The organism is Streptomyces sp. NPDC057302, assembly GCF_042667685.1.
Lineage (GTDB): Bacteria > Actinomycetota > Actinomycetes > Streptomycetales > Streptomycetaceae > Streptomyces.
On the sequence record NZ_JBHUZJ010000103.1, the window covers coordinates 1 to 18,292 of the forward strand.

Consider the following 18,292-nt stretch of genomic DNA (forward strand, 5'->3'; position numbering starts at 1 on the left):
GGTGGGTTGGTTTTTTTTTATATCACACGGGTTCCCCCCCCGGGAACCCCCCGGGCCGCCCGGGGGCCCTCCTCCGAAGAGGCCCGTCCCCGGCCCGCACCCCAATGCGGCCGATCGACGGAACCGAAGCGTCCGAGGCCGTTCCGACACTTCGCACCCCGCGTCACGTGTGCCCCATCCGTTTCTCGCCATGCGCCGCCGATCCGGTGAACGTCGCCCGGGTGGCGGCGCTTCCCGCTCTCCCGGGATCCGCACGGCGACCTCTCCAGGACCGCCTCCGAACGTCTCGTACCAACGCCCGTACCTGGTGGTTGTTTCCTCTCGGAGTCCAGGGGCACGCGGACTTCGTGCTTCGGACCGGAGGCGCATTCGCGGGGAGCGGTGTGCCTACTTCCGCCGGATGTCCGGCTCCGGGTCACCCCGTTTCTCGCGGTCACTTGTTGGCCCACCGTTGAGGAGCGACTTCTTATGCTTACCGAACTCACCGCACCCTCCTCCCGTCGCCGTACGGCGACCCGGCACCTGCACGACGACGCTCCCGACACCAAGGCGGCCGCCGCCCACCTCGCCACGCTTCGGGACGGACCCGAGCACGACCTCCTGTGCGAGGAGATCGTGACGGCCTGGCTGCCGATGGCGCACCGGCTCGCCAGCAGGTTCCGCAACAAGGGCGAGAACCTCGAGGACCTGCGCCAGGTCGCCGCGATGGGCCTGATCAAGGCGGTCAATCGGTACGAGCCGGAGCGCGGCGCCTTCGAGAGCTATGCCGTGCCCACCATCACCGGAGAGCTGCGGCGGCACTTCCGCGATCGCATGTGGGACGTACGCGTGCCCCGGCGCGTCCAGGAGCTGCGCAACAAGGTGCGGGTCGCGCGCCGCGACCTGCTGGACCAGCCGGGCAGCGTCGCCGAGCCCGGTATCGCGGCCATCGCCGAGCAGGCGGATCTGACCGAGGCCGAGGTCCGTGACGGGATGGAGGCCATGACGAGCTACAGCGCCCTGTCCCTGGACGCCGAGATCTCGTCCGCCGACCCCGACGGCTTCAGCCTGGCGGACACCCTCGGGGCGCCCGACCCCGCTTACGACTGCATCACCGACCGGGAGGCCGCCAAGGCGGGACTGCGGCGGCTGCCGGAGCGTGAGCGGACCATCTTGTACCTGCGCTTCTTCGAGGACATGACGCAGAGCAGGATCGCGGAGGAGCTCGGCATCTCCCAGATGCACGTCTCACGCCTCATCACCACCAGCTGCGCCCGTGTGCGTTCGGAGGCCGTGCGCGGGGAAGACGGCGCCGGACACGCTCAGGCGGCGTGACGGCGGGGCGGCGGGGCGCGCGCCGTCCCCGGCGATCGAGCCGCCCCTGGGGCGCCAGGGCACGCCCCAGGGGCTCGGGCCGTGCCCCCGCGCTGGATCAGGCGGGGCGCACCCCTACTTACCGCCGAGTAGTATCGTCGCCTGCCCATCTGCACCCCGCCAAGGAGCACAGAGATGACCCGGATCCAAGTCGGCTCCCTCGTCGAGGACTTCACCCTGCCCGACGAGACGGGCACCCCGACGTCCCTCACGTCGCTCCTGTCCGAAGGCCCGGTGGTGGTCTTCTTCTACCCGGCGGCGATGACACCCGGCTGCACCGCCGAGGCGTGCCACTTCCGGGACCTGGCAGCCGAGTTCGCCGCGGTGGGCGCCCGGCCGGTGGGGATCAGCTCGGACGAGGTCGAGCGCCAGCGCGAGTTCGCGGGGCTGCACACGCTCGGGTTCCCCCTGCTGTCCGACCCGGAGGGCGTGGTGCGCGGGCAGTTCGGCGTGGCGCGCGGCTTCGGCCCGCTGCCGACCAAACGGGCCACCTACGTCATCGGGTCCGACCGGCGCGTCATCGAGGTGGTGCGCAGCGAGTTCCGGATGAGCGCCCACGCGGACCGGGCCCTGGCGGCTCTGCGGTCCGCGGCCGGCTAGGACTTTGCCCTCGTCGCAGGCTCGGTCAGGGGCGCTGTTAGGAGGGCGTCCAGGCTGCTTCTGCCGCCTGCGCGGTCGGGTACGTGGGGAAGACCCGGTCCAGCCCGACGGTGCCGAGGAAGCGGCTGATGTGGGCGGGGACCGCTGCCAGGGCGAGGCCCGCCCGAGCAGCCAGGGCGTGGTTGCGGGCGGCGATCAGGGCGGAGAGACCGCTCGAATCGCAGAAGGTGACGCCGGCCAGGTCGACGACGAGCTGCCCGCCTGCCTGGAGGGTCACATCGGGCAGGAGGTCGCGCAGCCGGCAGACGCTGTCGTAGTCGAGTGCCCCGACCAGTTCGACGACGGGCCCGGCGGTGGTGGTTCGGACGTGGATGTCGAGCTTGGTCACTGCCGCTCTTCACTGGTGGGTCGGGGCACGCTGATGGCGAGGACGGCGGTGTCGTCGTCGACTCCGGTGCCGAAGGTGTCGAGCAGGTCACGGATCGCCGCGACGACGTCCGGTGCGCTGGTGGGTGCCAGCGTCTGGGCGAAGTCGAGGAGTGCTTCGTCCCCGTAGCGGTCGTCGTCGCTGTTCGACGCCGTGTGGGCTTCGGTGAGGCCGTCGGTGTGCAGCAGCAGCGTGTCGCCGGCCGTCAGGCGGATGGTGGTGGTGGCGATGTGGGCGTCGGGCAGGACCCCGATGAGCTGGCCGCCGGGGGTGGGCAGGTGGTCGGCGCTGCCGTCCGCGCGCAGGAGCAGGGCCGGTGGGTGGCCGCCGCTCGCCAGCGTGACGCGGAAGCCGCCCTGATCGGTCTCGGGGGTGAGCAGTCCGAAGATGACGGTGCAGAACCGCGGGTCCTGGCCGTTGTATTCGTGGTTGAGGACCGTGTTGAGGTTGCTCAGGACGGCGGCCGGATCGGGGTCGTAGACGGCGGCGGCCCGCAGCGTGTAGCGGGCCAGGGAGGTGACCGCGGCCGCCGCGGCGCCCTTGCCGCACACGTCGCCCAGGAACAGTCCCCAGGTCCCCCCGGCGAGGGGAAAGAGGTCGTAGAAGTCGCCGCCGACCATGTCGGCGGAGGCGATGTGGTAGTGCGCGGCCACTTCGAGTCCGGGCACGCTGACCAGCGCCGGGGGCAGCAGGGTCTGCTGGAGGGCGGCGTTGAGCCGCTTGAGTTCCTCGCGCTCGCGTTCCGCCTCCTGCCGGGCGCGCAGCAGCTCGGTTTCGTAGGCGCGGCGGTCGCGGGCGTCGAAGACCGTGGTGCGGATCAGCAGCGGCTGTCCGTCGCCGCCGGTCTTGACCGTGGAGGTCACCAGGACGGGCAGCCTGCTGCCGTCGGCCGCCTTGAGCTCCAGGGCGATTCCGCTGACCTCGCCCTGGAGGCGCAGCAGGGGGCCGAAGTGCGTCTCGTGGTAGAGCCGGCCGCCCACGGTCAGCAGGTCGGAGAACGTCCTGCGGCCGACCAGGTCGTCGTGGGCGTAGCCGAGCCAGTCGAGCAGCGTCATGTTGATCTTGGCGATGGTGCCGTCGAGCAGCGTGGAGAGGTAGCCGCACGGCGCGTGCTCGTACAGGTCCTCGGCGCTGTCCTCGAGGAGCGCGGAGAACGCCGCGTGATCGCCTCCGGGCTGTTCCTCGGGGTCCGGACGCTCGCCGGTCCCGCCGTCGCTGGTCCTGGACATCACCGTGCGGCGCCTGCGAAGCCGGCGATGGCCGCCGCGGTCTCCTCCGGCGCGGCGAGCTGGGGGCAGTGCCCGGTCGCGTTCAGGGTGATCAGGCGGCTGCCGGGAATCTGGTCCTGTACGAAGGCGCCGACCTCCCGGGGCGCGATCGCGTCGCTGGAACACTGTGCGACCAGGGTGGGGACGGTGACCTTGGCGAGGTCTTCGCGGTTGTCGGACAGGAACGTGACGCGGGCGAAGACGCGGGCGATCTCCGGGTCGGTGCGGCAGAAGCTGTTGGTCAGCTCCTCGCCCAGTTCCGGCCGCTCGGGATTGCCCATGATGACCGGGGCCATGGCGCCCGACCAGCCCAGATAGTTCGCCTCCAGCGAGCCGAGGAGTTCGTCGATGTCCTCGGCGCTGAACCCGCCGCGATAGCCGGCTGCCGGATCGTCGATGAAACACGGCGACGGGGCGAGCAGGACCAGACCGGCGAACGCCTCCGGCTCCCACGACGCGGCCAGGACGCCCATCATCGCGCTGACCGAGTGCCCCACGAACGTCACCGGGCCGAGCTCCAGCTCGCGGCAGATCTCCAGCACATCCTCCGCGTAGCCCTCCAGCGAGGAGTAGCGCTCCTCGCTCCAGGCCGACAGGTCGGAGCGCCCCGCTCCCACGTGGTCGAACAGCACCACGGTGAAGTCGTCCTCCAGGAGCGGCACCACCAGCCGCCACATGTTCTGGTCGCATCCGAACCCGTGCGCCAGCATCACCACAGGTCCCCCGGCCCTGCCGGAGACCGTCACGTGGTTCCTGCTCCGAACAGTCATACGACACATCCTCGCAGAATGCCCGCAGCCTGCTTCCCCGGCGGCCACGGCGCCGGCCACGCCCGGTCCACGGACGAGCGGGCCGGAGCGGGCAGGTGTCTGTCACCATGTTCTCGACTGCACTCGCTGGTGCGGCGCGAGCCCGAGCGTGCGCCGGAAGTCCGCCTCCCGGCGCGGACGGCCGGATCGAACGAATTATCGATCCGAGCCGGACCCGTATGCGAAGCGTCCAGCAGGGTAGGTGAGCGCAGACAACGGGGACGAGGGTGGAGACGAAATGGAGTCAGCCGGCAGTGACGGCGCGGGGCCGTCGGAAGCCCGCACCATGGGCGTCGCTGTTCCCTTGAACGACGGGGACTCCTCCATCGCCGAGGCACGCCACCTCGCGGTCGACTTCCTCACCCGCGTCCAGACGGACCAGAACGTCGCCGTCTCGGCCCGCGCGATGGACCTCACCCAACTGGTGGTCAGCGAACTGGTCACCAACGCCCGCAAGTACGCGCCGGGGCCGATGCTGATGGAGCTGTGCATCGAGGACGCCACGGTGGCGGTGACCGTGCACGACAGCGCCCGCGCCCGGCCCGTCGCCCGCTCCGAGGACCCGCACAGGATCGGCGGCCACGGCCTGGAGATCGTCATGGCCGTCGCCCAGAATTTCCACGTCGACCTCGAACCGGCAGGCAAGAGCATCACCGCCCGCATCTCCCTGGCCGGCGAACCGGCCGCCGACGCCCCGCGAAGCGGTGCACCCCGCACCTCTCGGTGATCCGCCCGGCGCGTGCCGCGGCGGCCACACGCCTTCCGTAGGCCGCAGGAGTGACACACACGGCGGCCGGGTACACGAGCCACCTCGTGGACCGGCGCACAGGTTACGTATCTGTACGCGGGCACCCACCCCACCGAGCTCGCACGCCCCCGCCGAGAAGGAGCCCCACCATGCCGGACAAGGCAACGACGACCGACGTCGTGAAGCTGATCCTCGACGATCACCGGCGGATGGAGGACCTGTTCCGCCGGATGCGCAGCGTCGAAGCCGAACGGGGCGACGCCCTGAAGGAGTTCGCCGACCTGCTCATCGCGCACGCGCACGCGGAGGAGGCCGAGGTCTACCCCGCGCTCAGGCGCTACCGGGACATCGACAACCACGAGGTCGAACACGGCGTCGAGGAGCACGAGGAGGGCAACAAGGCGCTGCTCGCCCTCCTTCAGGTGGACGACATCGGCTCCGACGACTGGGACGACAAGCTGGAGAAGCTTGTCGAGGCCGTGTCCCACCACACCGACGAGGAGGAGCGGACGATCCTCAACGGCGCACGCGAGAACGTCGCGATGGAACGCCGCGAGGAACTGGGTACCGCCTTCACCAAGGAACGCGACAAGCACATCAAGGCGGGCTGCGGAAGCATCGACAGCGTCCGGCGGCTCGTGAAGGCCTGACCCCCCGGACGTGTCACGCAAAGAGGTCGATCAGGCCGACCGGCGGCAGCGTCGGCGTCCTGGAGCCTCCTGAAGGCTCGACGGTGATGCCCACGCCGGTGGCCCGGCCGATCGTTCCGTCCATGAGGGTGATCCGATTGCTCCGGCCGCCGTCGAGGAGGCCAGCGGGACGCATGGCTCCGCCGTCGTCGAACCAGAGTGCGTAGACCTTCCCCTCGGGCGGTGCGTCGAGGCCGGACGCGGTGAAAACCGCGCGGTTCCGGCTCGCCGACGTCACGACGACACCTCGGGCACCGCCGGGCAGGGACACGGTGTGGGTTCGCGCGTCACCGGCGGCGATGACGGCCGCCGCCTGATCGGCACCGGTCCGGACGCGGCTTGCCTGCTCGCGCACCTGCTGTGTCTCCTGGTGCTGCCAGGTCGCCACGCCGCCCAGAGCCGCGGCGGCCAGGCAGGCGGCAAGCGAGAACCGGCGCAGCCACCACGTGCTCCGCGGCGCGGCCGTCGTGCGCGTCTCACGCACGGTGCGCGGCGGCTCCTGACGGACGTAAGTGGTCGTCCCGAGTACGGCCCGCTTGAGCGCGGGACGCGGGGTGACGGCGACGGCGAGGGCAAGGCGGCCGGCCGTGGCGGCGAATTCGGCCACGTCCTGAAGGCACTCGGCACACAGGGCGAGATGGTCCTCGAAAGTGACGCGCTCGTCGGGTTCGAGCGCGTCCAGTGCGTACGCTCCGGCCAGGGTGTGGGGGTCGGTCACCCTCATGTCACGCCCTCCACCACCGCTCGCACCGACATCATTGTTGATTCGTCACCCCAAGCTTTTCGGATTGGTGAAGCCGGAAGCGTCGTTCAGTGGGCGCAGGCCCCGAACTCGGTGTGCCGCGCCCGAGCGGCATATGTGTCGTCGTCCCGCTCGTCCTGGGGAGGGGGCGGAGCGAACGTCCTCCCGCGGATCTCTCCTCGGGCCTGAACCATCAGTTCGTCGAACTCTTCGTCTGTCATCTCGCCTTCACCTCCCTGTCCACAAGTAATTCGGAGCGGCCTCGATCGGCGGATTGGTCCGCTTTCCTCCTTGTTCCGCGGCATTCCCCGGTAGAAGTTGCGCGTTCATTCGGAGCGGTGGGCCGGTGCGGATTGGTCGAAAATAATTTCCCCCTCAAATGAGTGGCGGACCAATCCGCATCCGCCACCGCTCCGGATAACCCGATGTGAGCGAAGAAGCGAAAACATCGAGGAGCAAGGGCGTGTGGCGGCTCGGCGCGCTCGGCGCCTTGAGCGGTCTTCTGGCGGGTTACGCCGCGCTGGCGACGGCCGAGCTGACGTCCGCCGCGGTACGCCCCGAGTCCAGTCCCGTGATCGCGGTGGGCGGGGCCTCGATCGACCGCACGCCGGCCGCGGTGAAGGACTGGGCGATCCGGCACTTCGGGACGGACGACAAGCTCGTCCTGCAACTGGGCATCCTCGCCGTCCTCACCCTGCTCGCGCTCGCCCTCGGAGCACTGGCGGCACGGTATCGACGTACCGGCTCGGCGGGAGTCCTCGTGTTCGGCGTGGTCGGGGGGTTCGCCGCGACGAGCCGGCCCGACTCCACGAGCGTCGCGGACGCACTGCCGTCGGTGGCCGGCGCCGTGGTGGGAGCGGGGCTCCTCTACTACCTCGTCGGACGCCTGCGGCCACGCAGGAGTCCAGCTCCTGCCGACGGAGCGCACGAGACGGACGATGAGCCGCAGAAGGTGCGGGAGCCGCACGAGACCCGCGAGGAGACGGGCTGGGACCGGCGGGGATTCATCGTCGCCGCGACGGCCGCCGCGGCAGCGTCCACCGGTGTCGGCCTGCTCGGCCGGTCCCTGAACGGCGCGCAGGGGAAGGACGCCGTCGCCTCCCGCAATCAGATCAGGCTGCCCGCCCCGGACTCGGCCGCGAAACCCGTCCCCAAGGGCGCGGCGCTGCGGGTCAAGGGCGTCAGCCCGTACATGACGCCCAATCAGGACTTCTACCGGGTCGACACCGCGCTGGTGGTACCCAAGGTCGACGCGACCTCATGGCGGCTGCGGATCCACGGCAAGGGCGTCACGCGCGAGAAGACCGTCTCCTTCGCGGACCTGCTGCGCATGCCGCTGATCGAGCGGAACATCACGCTGGCCTGCGTCTCGAACGAGGTGGGCGGCCCGTACGTGGGCAACGCGCGCTGGATCGGCGTACGTCTCGCGGACCTCCTGGAGCAGTGCGGTGTGCGACCGCCGTCGAAGGGCGGGCCCGCGGACCAGCTGGTCGCACGGTCCGTGGACGGGATGACCATCGGCAGCCCGGTCGAGGACGTCATGGACGGCCGCGACGCGATGCTCGCCCTCGGCATGAACGGCGAGCCGCTGCCCTTCGCGCACGGGTTCCCGGTGCGCATGGTGGTGCCCGGCCTGTTCGGGTTCGTATCCGCCTGCAAGTGGATCCAGGACATCGAGCTGACCACGTTCGACGACTACGACCCCTACTGGGTGAAGCGCGACTGGGCCCGCGAGGCACCGATCAAGACCCAGTCCCGGATCGACACCCCCAAGCCCTTCGCCCGGCCGGAGGCGGGCACCACGGTGATGGCCGCCGGGGTGGCCTGGGCCCAGCATCGCGGTATCGACAAGGTCGAGGTGCGCGTGGACGACGGTCCCTGGCGCCAGGCCGATCTGGCCGCCGAGGACACCCGGGACACCTGGCGCCAGTGGTCCTTCCCCTGGAAGGCCACCTCCGGCGGTCACACCCTGACGGTCCGGGCCACCGACCGCACGGGCGAGGTCCAGACCGAGAAGCGGACCCGCACGATTCCCGACGGGGCCAGCGGATGGCATTCGGTGGTGGTCACCGTGGATTGAGCCTTACCGCGTTCCCTATGCCACGTCCCCTTTACCGCGTTCCCATTGCGCATTCTCACTGCCGCGGACCGTTTATCGCATACCGCCTATCGCTTTACCGCGCGAATTTCCCTCACTGCGCACAACCAATCAAGGAGCAGAAATGAACGCCATCACCCGCCGTACCCGTCGTGGAGCCCTCGTTCTCGCCGCGGCGGCGATGCTGCCGCTCGCTCTGACCGCCTGTTCGAGCGACGACAGCAAGGACAAGGCGTCATCGGACACGAAGTCGTCCGCCGCTTCGGACAAGGCGACCGACGAGGGCACGGACAACTCCTCCGGCGACGCGGGCGACGCCAGCAGCATGGACGAGCCCTTCGGCCCGGCCTGCGCCTCCGTGCCCAAGGACGGCAAGGGCAGCTTCGACGGCATGGCCAAAGACCCGGTCGCCACCGCCGCGTCCAACAACCCCGACCTGTCCACCCTCGTGACCGCGGTCAAGAAGGCCGGTCTGGTCGACACCCTGAACAACGCCAAGAACATCAGCGTGTTCGCGCCGACCAATGACGCCTTCGCGAAGATCCCCAAGGCCGACCTGGACAAGGTCCTGAGCGACAAGGCCATGCTCACCAAGATCCTCACGTACCACGTGGTGGGTCAGAAGCTGGCGCCCAAGGACCTTGAGAACGGTTCGTTCCCGACGCTGGAGAAGTCCAAGCTGACGACCGCGGGCTCGGGCGAGTCCTACAAGGTCAACGACACCGCCAAGGTGGGCTGCGGCAACGTCAAGACGGCCAACGCCAACGTCTACATCATCGACACGGTCCTGATGCCGAAGATGTGACGAAGGCGGGTGCGAGGGGCCGACCGTATGCGAGGCCCCTCGCACCCGGGTCAATTGCCGGTCCATTAGCGTGGCGGCCGACCGCCGCGGGCCCGAGCGGTTAAGCACGAACCATGGAATTCAATGCGGCTGACCACGGCGTGCGCGTCCGGGGTGCCAACGAGCACAATCTGCGGAACGTGGACGTGGACATTCCCCGGGACGCGCTGGTCGCCTTCACCGGCGTCTCCGGTTCGGGCAAGTCCTCGCTCGCCTTCGGCACGCTCTACGCCGAGGCGCAGCGCCGGTACTTCGAGTCCGTCGCGCCCTACGCCCGTCGGCTGCTCCAGCAGGTCGGTGCGCCACACGTGGAGGAGATCACCGGGCTGCCGCCCGCCGTGGCGCTCCAGCAGCGCCGCGGGGCACCCAGTTCACGGTCGACGGTCGGCACCCTCACCACCCTGTCCAATCTCCTTCGCATCCTCTACTCACGTGCCGGGACCTACCCGCCGGACGCCGAACGCCTGGAGGCCGAGGCGTTCTCGCCCAACACGTCGGCCGGCGCCTGCCCGCACTGCCACGGCCTCGGCTCGGCGCACGACGTCACCGATGAGCTGCTCGTCCCGGATCCGTCGCTGAGCATCCGTGACGGCGCGATCGCGGCCTGGCCCGGCGCCTGGCAGGGCGCCAATCTGCGCAGCATCGTGAGCGGCCTCGGCATCGACGTCGACAGGCCGTGGCGCAGGCTCAAGAAGAAGGACAAACAGTGGCTGCTCTACACCGACGAGCAGCCTTCCGTCCTCATCGAGCCGGAGCCTGGCCGTGTCGACCACGGCTACTACGGCACGTTCTGGAGCGCCCGCAAACACGTCATGCACGTCCTGGCCGACTCCAAGAGCCAGCGGATGCGGGACCGTGCGATGCGGTTCGTGCAAGGTGTGCCCTGCCCCGCGTGCGAGGGCAGCGGCCTGCGGCCCGAGGCGCTCGCCGTCACCTTCGCGGGCCACTCCGTCGCCGAGGTCAACGCGATGCCGCTCACCGAGGTCGTCGCCCTGCTGCGGCCGGTCGCGGAACTGCCGAAGGCCTCGGCGGCCACGTCGACCGCCCTGTCCGGGGAGAGCACCGAGGCCGCGGTGCGGATCTGCGCCGACGTGGTCGCACGCGTCGAGGTGCTGCTCGACCTCGGCCTCGGCTACCTCAGTCTCGGCCGCCGCTCGACGACGCTCTCGCCCGGCGAGGCCCAGCGCCTGCGGATCGCCACCCAGTTGCGCTCCGGGCTCTTCGGCGTCGTCTACGTACTGGACGAGCCGTCCGCCGGTCTGCACCCCGCGGACGCGGAGCCGCTGCTCGACGTCCTCGACCGGCTGAAGGCCTCGGGCAACTCGCTGTTCGTAGTGGAGCACGACATGGACGTCGTACGGCGGGCCGACTGGGTCGTCGACATCGGACCCGGCGCCGGGGAGGCCGGCGGGCGCGTGCTGTACAGCGGGCCGGTGCCCGGCCTCGAAAAGGTCGAGGGGTCGGCCACCGGCGACTTCCTGTTCGGACGTGCGAAGCCGCTGGTCCGCCGCCCCCGCAAGCCGCAGGGCTGGCTGCACCTGCACGGCGTCTGGCGCCACAACCTCCGGGACGTTTCCGTCGACGTACCGCTGCACGTGCTGACGGCGGTGACCGGTGTCTCCGGCTCCGGGAAGTCGACGCTGGTCACCCAGGTGCTCGCCGAGCTCGTCCGCGGCCACCTCGGTCTCGCCCCCGAACAACCCGAAGAGGCCGAAGAGACCCAGGCGGCGGAACTCGACATCGATGTGCGGGAGACGTCCGGGCTCGAATCGTTCGACCGGCTGGTGCGGGTCGACCAACGGCCCATCGGCCGCACGCCCCGCTCCAACCTGGCGACGTACACCGGGCTGTTCGACGCGGTACGCAAGCTGTACGCGGCGACCGACGAAGCGCGGGCGCGCGGCTACACGCCCGGCCGCTTCTCCTTCAACGTCGCCGAGGGGCGGTGCGAGACCTGCCAGGGCGAAGGGTTCGTCGCGGTCGAATTGCTGTTCCTGCCCGGGACCTACGCGCCGTGCCCGGAGTGCCACGGCGCGCGGTACAACGCCGAGACACTCGAAGTGACCTATCGCGGCAAGCACATCGCGGAGGTGCTCGCCATGCCCGTGGACGACGCCGCCACGTTCCTCTCGGAGGTTCCCGCCGCTTCCCGGAGCCTCGAAACGCTCCGGGAAGTCGGCCTGGGATACCTGCGGTTGGGCCAGCCCGCGACGGAGCTCAGCGGTGGTGAGGCCCAGCGCATCAAGCTCGCCACCGAACTGCAGCGAGCCCGCCGCGGCCATACGCTCTACCTGCTGGACGAGCCGACCGCGGGCCTGCACCCCGCGGACATCGCGCTGCTGCTGCGGCAGTTGCACCAGCTCGTCGACGCCGGCAACACGGTCGTCCTGGTCGAGCACGACCTCGACACGATCGCCACCGCCGACTGGGTCATCGACCTGGGGCCCGGTGGCGGTGACGCCGGCGGCCGGGTGGTCGCCACGGGGACGCCCGCGAAGATCGCCCGGTCCCGACGCAGCGCCACCGCGCCCTATCTCGCGCCACGGCTGGCACGCTCGTGAAATTTACGCCGGGTCGATGCGGTAGACGCTGCCACCTATGTCGAGCACATACAGCTCGCCCCTGCCGCCCTGCATGAAGGAGATGACCTCGCCGCCGTTGACGCCGAGGTCGCTCGCGCCGGTCACCTTGCCGTTCTTCATCTGCAGGGCGCGGATGGTGCCGTCGCAGTAGTCGCTGAACACGTACTGGCCCTTGAGCTCCGGGATGGCCTTGCCTCGGTAGACGTAGCCGCCGGTCACCGAGCAGCCGAGGCCGGTGCGGTCGTACTCGTGGACCGGCGGCACGTGGTTCGCGGGCTCCGTGCCGCCCCGGAAGGGATGGTTGCCCTCCATCTGGGACCAGCCGTAGTTCTCGCCGCCCTCGCTGTCGGCGGGGGCCCAGTCGATCTCCTCCCAGGCGCTCTGGCCGACGTCACCGATCAGCAGGTCGCCCGTGCCCGCGTCGAAGGAGAACCGCCAGGGGTTGCGCAGCCCGTACGCCCATATCTCGTCCTTCGCCTTCGGGTCGCCCACGAAGGGGTTGTCCTTCGGGATCGCGTACGGCTTGGCGCCGTGCGGGTCGATCCGCAGCAGCTTGCCGAGCAGCGTGTCGAGGTTCTGCCCGTTGCCGTGCGGGTCGCCGCCCGAACCGCCGTCGCCCAGCGCGATGTAGAGGTAGCCGTCGGGGCCGAACTTGATGTCACCGCCGTTGTGGTTCGCATAGGGCTGCGTCTGGGTGATGACGGTGCGCCGCGTTTCGGGCCGGATCTTGCCGTGCCGCACGGCGAACTCGTCCACGATGCTGGTGCCTTCGAGGTTCGTGAACGAGATGTAGAGGTGCGCGAACTTCTTGTCGAACGCGATGCCGAGCAGCCCGCGTTCGCCGTCGGTGGTCGTCTCCTTGGTGATGTCGAGGACGGGCTTGCCGAGCCCCTTGTGGTCCAAAATCCGTACGGTGCCCGCCCGTTCGGCGATCCAGACCGTGCCGCCGGGCCCCGCGGCACCCGCGGTCGGATTCGCGGCCGTGGTCACCTTCGTGAGCACGACCTTCGGCGCCTCGCGGGAGGCGCCGGACTCGTCGGCGGATGCCGCGGTCAGGGCGAGGGAAGCGACGAGGCAGATGGTGGCGATGATCGCCGAACTTCTGGTGCGGACTTTCACCGTGATCCTCCTGGAGGCGGCGAGTGGGGGGATGGTGTCCTACCTGCTATGAAAACCGGCTACAGAAACTTCTTCACGTTGTCCCCGAACGTCCAGCCCTTCGAGCCGTCCCAGTTGATGGACCAGGTCATCAGGCCCTTGAGCGCGCCGTTGAAGTGGTTCCACGCCTGCGTCACCAGACCCGGTGACATGTAGCCGCCACCCGCTCCCGGTTGCGCGGGCAGGCCCGGGACCTGCTTGTCGTAGGGGACCTTGATCGTGGTGCCCTGGACGACGAGCCCCTTGTTCAGGCAGTCCGTCTGCGCGACGAATCCCTGGACGGTTCCGGCGGAGTAGGAGTCGCCGGAGCAGCCGTACATACTGCCGTTGTAGTACTGCATGTTCAGCCACCAGAGGCGGCCGTTGTCCGCGTACTTCTTCACGATGGGGAGGTACGCGCCCCAGATCGAGCCGTACGCCACGCTGCCCCCGGTGACGTACGCCGTCTCGGGCGCCATCGTCAGGCCGAAGTTGGCGGGCATCTTGGCGAGGACCCCGTCGATGATGCGGACGAGGTTGGCCTGCGACGCGGAGAGCTGGTTGATGTTGCCGCTGCCCACGAGGCCGGTCTCGATGTCGATGTCGATGCCGTCGAAGTTGTACTTCTTCAGGATCGGCACCACGGTCTCGACGAACCGGTCGGCGACCTTGCTGGAGCTGAGGTCGATGCCCGCCGCCGCGCCGCCGATCGACATCAGGATCGTGGCGCCGTTCGCCTTCGCCTGGCACATCTCGGCCGGTGTGGCGACCTTGACCGTCGAGTCCATTCCGTCCTCCCACAGGACGGTGCCGTCGGAACGGATCACGGGGAACGCCGCGTTGATCACGTTGTAGCCGTGGTCGCGCATACGGGTGTCGGTGATCGGGGTCCAACCGAACGGCGGGTGAACGCCGTTGGCGGCCCCGTCCCAGTTCTCCCAGTAGCCCTGGAGCACCTTTCCGGCGGGCTTCGACTTGACGGCACAGGTCTCGCCCTGGGCACCCCGGGCCTTCTCGGCGGCCTGAGCGACCCGGGTCGCCTGGGCCGCCCGAGTGATGTCCCGGCGGTCCTGCGACGCCGCGCCGTTCGGAGCCGCGCCCGGCGCGGCGCCCATGAGCAGCGGCGCGGCGAAGGCCACCGCCATACCGACCGCCAGGAGGCGCGACGGTGCGCGACGCGGGGTGAGGGCGCGAGGAGAGGTTCGGGATGACACGCTTACCTCCTGGACTGTGGTGCCTGGAGACGTAAGTGGTGCGACGCGCCACACCGTAAAGTGGTCCAGACCTGCCGTCAATAGGTCTGGACCTGACCGATCGAGCAGGAGGCCTCCCCCGCATGGACATCCTCAACTCCCAGGATCCGCAGGCCATTTCGGTGACCGAGGCGATCCGCGAGGGCGACGTCCCCGCTCTGCGCCGACTCCTGGCCGACCATCCCGCTCTGGCCACCACCCTCATCAGCCAGGACGGTCCCGCTGCGGGCCGCCGCAGCCTCCTGCACATCGCCACCGACTGGCCCGGCCACCGCCCCCGCTCGGCGGAGGTGATCGGCACACTCGTCGCGGCAGGCGCCGACCCCGACGCCCGCTTCGTCGGCGCCCACACGGAAACGCCTCTGCACTGGGCGGCCAGCAACGACGACGTCACCGCGCTGGACGCGCTCGTCGACGCGGGCGCCGACATCGAGGCCTCCGGCGCCGTCATCGGCGGCGGCACCCCGCTCGCCGACGCGCGGGGCTTCGGCCAGTGGCGGGCGGCCCGCAGGCTGCTGGAGCACGGGGCCCGCGCGGACCTCCAGGACGCGGCCACCCTCGGCCTCCTCGACCAGGTCGAGGCCTTCCTCGCCGCCCCGGACTCCCCTACCGGGTCCGAGGTCACCAGCGCCTTCTGGGGCGCCTGCCACGGTGGCCAACTCCCCACGGCAGAGCGCCTGCTGCAAGAGGGAGCCGAAGTGAACTGGATCGGCTACGACGACATGACACCTCTGGACATCGCCCGCGCGCAGGGCGCGGAGGACGTCGTGCGGTGGCTGCTCGCCCAAGGCGCCAAGGGGCGCGCGGACTTCGGGACGGACTCCGACTGAGCTATGTGGGTGCGGGCTCCGGCTGAGTCACGTACATGACGGCGCGGACGGGCGCCGGAGCCGAGCCGGGCTTCAGGCGTTCGGGTCGCCGAAGGCGCCGTCGGACGTGAAGGCCAGCTTGGCGAAGCGTTCGCCCATGCGGCGGTGGGTGGCCGCGTCCGGGTGGATCTGGTCGGGCAGCGGAAGCTCGGCCGAGTCGTCATCGCCGTACAGCTCTCGGCCGTCGAGGTAGTACAGGTGGGGGTCGTCGGCCGCACGCTGCTCCACGATGCGGGCCAGCTCGTCGCGGATCGTGCCGAGGGTCAGCTTCCCGCTCGCGGTCTCGTCCGGATCCCCCATGGCGACGAACGCGAGCCGCCCCTCGCCCAGGGCGCTGACGTCCGGCGCGCTGGGGCCGGGCGTGTCCTCGTGAATGGGACACAGGACGGGCGAGACGACCAGCAGCGGTGCGGTGGGGTGGCCTTCGCGGATGGTGTCGAGGAAGCCGTGCACGGCGGGACCGAAGGCGCGCATGCGCATGAGGTCGGTGTTGACCAGATTGATGCCGATCTTGATGCTGATCAGGTCGGCGGGGGTGTCCCGCAGGGCGCGCGCGGTGAACGGGTCGAGCAGGGCGCTGCCGGCCAGGCCGATATTGATCAGCTCCACGCCGCCGAGGGAGGCGGCGAGCGCGGGCCAGGTGGCGGTGGGGCTCGCCGCGTCGGAGCCGTGGCTGATCGAACTGCCGTGGTGCAGCCACATCTTGCGGCCCCGGTCCGGTGCGGGCTCGACGGGCGCGTCGGTGCGCAGCTCGACGAGTTCGGTGGTCTCGTTGTGCGGCAGCCAGATCTCGATGTCCTTGGCGCCGTCGGGCAGTTCGGCGAAACGCAGGGTGCCGACCGGGCCGGTACTGCGCTCGGCGGATCCTGTGGTGAGGTCGATGGTCAGGGTGTTGCCGCCGCCGACCGTGGCCTGACCGGCCGGGCGGCCGTCGACCAGCAGGTCGTACAGGCCCTCCGGCCGGGGCGGGGCGCCCACGTAGACACGCTTGGTGCGCAGCGTGTCCAGTTCGATGACGGTGGCACGGGTGCGGAAGGCGAGGCGTACGCCGGCGGGCTGGGCCTCCGCCATGGCGAGTTGCCCGTCCGTGTTCTGGGCGCGGGCCCGCGCGGGCAGCCGGTGCGGCAGGACGCCGTGCTCGGTGTGCTCCAGGTCGAGGGCGCCGCGCAGGATGTCCGCGGTGATGGGCGTGGTGACCCAGTCGTGCTCGGGGTTCATGGTTTCCGCCTGCCGATCAGAGTGTCTGGGGGTGTCGGGGAGCGCCGGTGAGTCGATGTGTCGATACGCCGACGCCCCCACGGAGGTCGACCCACACGGGGCTCGGGGTCCGGGTCAGGGCGCGGGCCAGTTTCGCAACAGGGCGTCGAGGGCGTCGAGGATGCGGGACCACGACTCCTGGGAATCGGGCTCGCTGTGGCTGAAGCCGCCCGCCAGCTCCAGGCTGACGTAGCCGTGGAAGACGCTGCCCAGCATCCGGACCGCGTGGGTCTGGTCGGGCTCCGTCAGGTCGTAGCCGCGCAGGATCGCCCGCGTCATCTGTGCGTGCCTGACGCCCGCGCTGGCGGCCGCCGTCTCGGGGTCGAGCCTCAGCCGGGCCGCGGCGTAGCGCCCGGGGTGCTCCCGGGCGTAGTCGCGGTAGACGTCGGCGAACGCGGTGAGGGCGTCCTTCCCGGCCCGCCCCGCCAGGGCTGCCGCGCCCCGGTCGGCGAGTTCCTCCAGGGAGAGGAGGGCGATCCTGGTCTTGAGGTCCTGGGAGCTCTTCAGGTGCGAGTACAGACTCGCGACCTTCACGTCGAACCGTCTGGCCAGGGCCGAGACGGTCACCTGCTCGAAGCCGACCTCGTCGGCCAGCTCCGCCCCGGCCAGGGCCAGGCGCTCCGTGGTCAATCCTGCGCGAACCATGCCCTTCCTCTCCTTCGACGTAACCGATTATGCAGTTGCCTAATACCTTTAGGCAAATCAGTTACCCCTGGAGGGAGGCGGCGGCGCCCCACCGCCGTCAGACCGTCTTGACCGTGCCCCCGTCGATCACGTGATCGGCGCCGGTGACGTTGCCCGCCACTCCCGAGAGGAGGAACGTGATCAGCGACGCCACCTCCTGGGGTTCGGTGATGCGACCGCTGGTGATGCCGAACGCCTCCGGGATCCCTTCGAGGAACGCCCCGTGCTCGACCCCGGCACTCGCCGCGACCTTGCCGCCGAAGCCGTCGGGGTCCTCCCAGATGGCGGTGCGCACCACGCCGGGCGACACGGTGTTGACCCGCACACCCCTGGGCCCGAACTCCTCGGCCAGCGACTTGCTCAGCGAGGTGAGCGCCGCCTTGGCCGCGCTGTAGGCGACGGGACCGGCCGCGGGCAGCCGGGAGTTGATGGACGAGACGTTGACGATCGCGCCGCGGCGCTCGATGAGGCTGGGCAGCGCGGCGCGGCTGACGCGGACCGCGCTGAGCAGGTTGAGGTCGAAGACGCCCTGCCACTGCGTGTCGTCGGTGTCGAGGAAGCCGACCGGCTCCACCGCGTCACCGGCGCCGACGTTGTTCACCAGCAGGTCTATGCCGCCCAGTTCGGCGAAGGCGCCGTCCATGAGCGCGGCCACCCCTTCCGGCGTACCGAGGTCGGCCGACACGGCGAAGGCTCCGGCCTCCTTGAGTTCGGGGGTGATGGTGCGGGCCGCGCCCACGACACGTACGCCCTCGTCGATCAGCGTCCTGACGGTGGCCAGACCGATTCCGCGGCTGGCACCGGTGACGACGGCGGTCTTGCCCTTGAGGTCGAGCTTCATGCTTTTCCGGCTCCTTCAAGTTCGCGCACATTTTTTTGACTTATAGGTACAGAACATGGGTACACGTCAGCACCCGGAGAACCACTCCGCG

General features: G+C 70.2%; 18 protein-coding genes. 8 read left to right on the forward strand and 10 right to left on the reverse strand.

The features are described 5' to 3' along the window. The first annotated feature begins 468 nt into the window (after positions 1-468). Positions 469-1,314 carry a SigB/SigF/SigG family RNA polymerase sigma factor gene (locus ACFUPX_RS39880; protein WP_383333867.1) on the forward strand — a complete coding sequence of 282 codons (846 nt, stop codon included), beginning with the start codon at positions 469-471 and terminating at the stop codon, positions 1,312-1,314. A 174-nt stretch (positions 1,315-1,488) separates the two neighbouring features. Continuing rightward, positions 1,489-1,953 carry a peroxiredoxin gene (locus ACFUPX_RS39885; RefSeq protein WP_383333869.1) on the forward strand — a complete coding sequence of 155 codons (465 nt, stop codon included), beginning with the start codon at positions 1,489-1,491 and terminating at the stop codon, positions 1,951-1,953. A 37-nt stretch (positions 1,954-1,990) separates the two neighbouring features. On the opposite strand, the gene ACFUPX_RS39890 is transcribed toward ACFUPX_RS39885, so the two are convergent. From ACFUPX_RS39890 to ACFUPX_RS39900, 3 genes are read right to left on the reverse strand one after another with little or no spacing between them, the layout of a single operon-like run. Then, positions 1,991-2,341, reverse strand: coding sequence for an STAS domain-containing protein (locus tag ACFUPX_RS39890; protein WP_383333871.1), 351 nt, complete (start codon positions 2,339-2,341; stop codon positions 1,991-1,993). Then, a complete protein-coding gene (locus ACFUPX_RS39895; protein ID WP_383333873.1) occupies positions 2,338-3,609 on the reverse strand; it encodes a SpoIIE family protein phosphatase in 1,272 nt (423 codons plus the stop codon). Before ACFUPX_RS39895 ends, ACFUPX_RS39890 begins: the two co-directional genes overlap by 4 nt. Next, positions 3,609-4,418 carry an alpha/beta fold hydrolase gene (locus ACFUPX_RS39900; protein WP_383333875.1) on the reverse strand — a complete coding sequence of 270 codons (810 nt, stop codon included), beginning with the start codon at positions 4,416-4,418 and terminating at the stop codon, positions 3,609-3,611. Before ACFUPX_RS39900 ends, ACFUPX_RS39895 begins: the two co-directional genes overlap by 1 nt. A gap of 277 nt (positions 4,419-4,695) precedes the next feature. Here ACFUPX_RS39900 and ACFUPX_RS39905 point away from each other — a divergent pair, with 277 nt between their 5' ends. Together ACFUPX_RS39905 and ACFUPX_RS39910 are read left to right on the forward strand one after the other, a co-directional pair. Then, positions 4,696-5,184 carry an ATP-binding protein gene (locus ACFUPX_RS39905; protein ID WP_383333877.1) on the forward strand — a complete coding sequence of 163 codons (489 nt, stop codon included), beginning with the start codon at positions 4,696-4,698 and terminating at the stop codon, positions 5,182-5,184. Between the two features lie 170 nt (positions 5,185-5,354). Then, complete coding sequence (locus ACFUPX_RS39910; protein WP_383333879.1) at positions 5,355-5,855, forward strand: hemerythrin domain-containing protein; 501 nt, start codon at positions 5,355-5,357, stop codon at positions 5,853-5,855. Between the two features lie 13 nt (positions 5,856-5,868). Here ACFUPX_RS39910 and ACFUPX_RS39915 read toward each other — a convergent pair whose 3' ends face one another. Next, positions 5,869-6,618, reverse strand: coding sequence for an anti-sigma factor domain-containing protein (locus tag ACFUPX_RS39915; RefSeq protein WP_383333881.1), 750 nt, complete (start codon positions 6,616-6,618; stop codon positions 5,869-5,871). 86 nt (positions 6,619-6,704) lie between these two features. Continuing rightward, complete coding sequence (locus ACFUPX_RS39920; protein WP_383333883.1) at positions 6,705-6,857, reverse strand: hypothetical protein; 153 nt, start codon at positions 6,855-6,857, stop codon at positions 6,705-6,707. Positions 6,858-7,063: 206 nt separating this feature from the next. Here ACFUPX_RS39920 and ACFUPX_RS39925 point away from each other — a divergent pair, with 206 nt between their 5' ends. From ACFUPX_RS39925 to uvrA, 3 genes are all read left to right on the forward strand, one after another. After that, entirely contained in the window at positions 7,064-8,716 is a 1,653-nt protein-coding gene (locus ACFUPX_RS39925; RefSeq protein ID WP_383333885.1) for a molybdopterin-dependent oxidoreductase, read from the forward strand. 142 nt (positions 8,717-8,858) lie between these two features. Further along, on the forward strand, positions 8,859-9,539 hold the full coding sequence (locus ACFUPX_RS39930; protein ID WP_383333887.1) for a fasciclin domain-containing protein: 681 nt from the start codon (positions 8,859-8,861) through the stop codon (positions 9,537-9,539). 113 nt (positions 9,540-9,652) lie between these two features. Beyond that, on the forward strand, positions 9,653-12,139 hold the full coding sequence (gene uvrA, locus ACFUPX_RS39935; protein WP_383333889.1) for an excinuclease ABC subunit UvrA: 2,487 nt from the start codon (positions 9,653-9,655) through the stop codon (positions 12,137-12,139). A gap of 3 nt (positions 12,140-12,142) precedes the next feature. On the opposite strand, the gene ACFUPX_RS39940 is transcribed toward uvrA, so the two are convergent. Both ACFUPX_RS39940 and ACFUPX_RS39945 read right to left on the reverse strand, forming a co-directional pair. Next, positions 12,143-13,279: a PQQ-dependent sugar dehydrogenase gene (locus tag ACFUPX_RS39940; RefSeq protein ID WP_383333890.1), complete on the reverse strand. Its 1,137-nt coding sequence runs from the start codon at positions 13,277-13,279 to the stop codon at positions 12,143-12,145. Positions 13,280-13,338: 59 nt separating this feature from the next. Then, positions 13,339-14,442: a chitinase gene (locus tag ACFUPX_RS39945; RefSeq protein WP_383333919.1), complete on the reverse strand. Its 1,104-nt coding sequence runs from the start codon at positions 14,440-14,442 to the stop codon at positions 13,339-13,341. Positions 14,443-14,633: 191 nt separating this feature from the next. Here ACFUPX_RS39945 and ACFUPX_RS39950 point away from each other — a divergent pair, with 191 nt between their 5' ends. Continuing rightward, positions 14,634-15,380 carry an ankyrin repeat domain-containing protein gene (locus ACFUPX_RS39950; RefSeq protein ID WP_383333892.1) on the forward strand — a complete coding sequence of 249 codons (747 nt, stop codon included), beginning with the start codon at positions 14,634-14,636 and terminating at the stop codon, positions 15,378-15,380. 72 nt (positions 15,381-15,452) lie between these two features. Here the strand turns inward: ACFUPX_RS39950 and ACFUPX_RS39955 are convergent, their stop codons facing one another. The 3 genes from ACFUPX_RS39955 to ACFUPX_RS39965 form a co-directional block, all read right to left on the reverse strand. Then, positions 15,453-16,637 carry a GDSL-type esterase/lipase family protein gene (locus ACFUPX_RS39955; protein WP_383333894.1) on the reverse strand — a complete coding sequence of 395 codons (1,185 nt, stop codon included), beginning with the start codon at positions 16,635-16,637 and terminating at the stop codon, positions 15,453-15,455. 114 nt (positions 16,638-16,751) lie between these two features. After that, positions 16,752-17,321, reverse strand: a complete 570-nt coding sequence (locus tag ACFUPX_RS39960) for a TetR/AcrR family transcriptional regulator (RefSeq protein ID WP_383333896.1) — start codon at positions 17,319-17,321, stop codon at positions 16,752-16,754. A 97-nt stretch (positions 17,322-17,418) separates the two neighbouring features. Continuing rightward, positions 17,419-18,201, reverse strand: coding sequence for an oxidoreductase (locus ACFUPX_RS39965; protein WP_383333898.1), 783 nt, complete (start codon positions 18,199-18,201; stop codon positions 17,419-17,421). Between the last annotated feature and the right edge of the window lie 91 nt (positions 18,202-18,292).

Bases quoted from the DNA above. Each gene is read 5' to 3' on its own strand.
- ACFUPX_RS39880 (WP_383333867.1), top strand. From the start codon at position 469: ATGCTTACCGAACTCACCGCACCCTCCTCCCGTCGCCGTACGGCGACC.
- ACFUPX_RS39955 (WP_383333894.1), bottom strand. From the start codon at position 16,637: ATGAACCCCGAGCACGACTGGGTCACCACGCCCATCACCGCGGACATC.
- ACFUPX_RS39960 (WP_383333896.1), bottom strand. From the start codon at position 17,321: ATGGTTCGCGCAGGATTGACCACGGAGCGCCTGGCCCTGGCCGGGGCG.
- ACFUPX_RS39945 (WP_383333919.1), bottom strand. From the start codon at position 14,442: ATGGCGGTGGCCTTCGCCGCGCCGCTGCTCATGGGCGCCGCGCCGGGC.
- ACFUPX_RS39905 (WP_383333877.1), top strand. From the start codon at position 4,696: ATGGAGTCAGCCGGCAGTGACGGCGCGGGGCCGTCGGAAGCCCGCACC.
- ACFUPX_RS39930 (WP_383333887.1), top strand. From the start codon at position 8,859: ATGAACGCCATCACCCGCCGTACCCGTCGTGGAGCCCTCGTTCTCGCC.
- ACFUPX_RS39915 (WP_383333881.1), bottom strand. From the start codon at position 6,618: ATGAGGGTGACCGACCCCCACACCCTGGCCGGAGCGTACGCACTGGAC.
- ACFUPX_RS39910 (WP_383333879.1), top strand. From the start codon at position 5,355: ATGCCGGACAAGGCAACGACGACCGACGTCGTGAAGCTGATCCTCGAC.
- ACFUPX_RS39885 (WP_383333869.1), top strand. From the start codon at position 1,489: ATGACCCGGATCCAAGTCGGCTCCCTCGTCGAGGACTTCACCCTGCCC.
- ACFUPX_RS39950 (WP_383333892.1), top strand. From the start codon at position 14,634: ATGGACATCCTCAACTCCCAGGATCCGCAGGCCATTTCGGTGACCGAG.
- ACFUPX_RS39920 (WP_383333883.1), bottom strand. From the start codon at position 6,857: ATGACAGACGAAGAGTTCGACGAACTGATGGTTCAGGCCCGAGGAGAG.
- ACFUPX_RS39900 (WP_383333875.1), bottom strand. From the start codon at position 4,418: ATGACTGTTCGGAGCAGGAACCACGTGACGGTCTCCGGCAGGGCCGGG.
- ACFUPX_RS39895 (WP_383333873.1), bottom strand. From the start codon at position 3,609: ATGTCCAGGACCAGCGACGGCGGGACCGGCGAGCGTCCGGACCCCGAG.
- uvrA (WP_383333889.1), top strand. From the start codon at position 9,653: ATGGAATTCAATGCGGCTGACCACGGCGTGCGCGTCCGGGGTGCCAAC.
- ACFUPX_RS39965 (WP_383333898.1), bottom strand. From the start codon at position 18,201: ATGAAGCTCGACCTCAAGGGCAAGACCGCCGTCGTCACCGGTGCCAGC.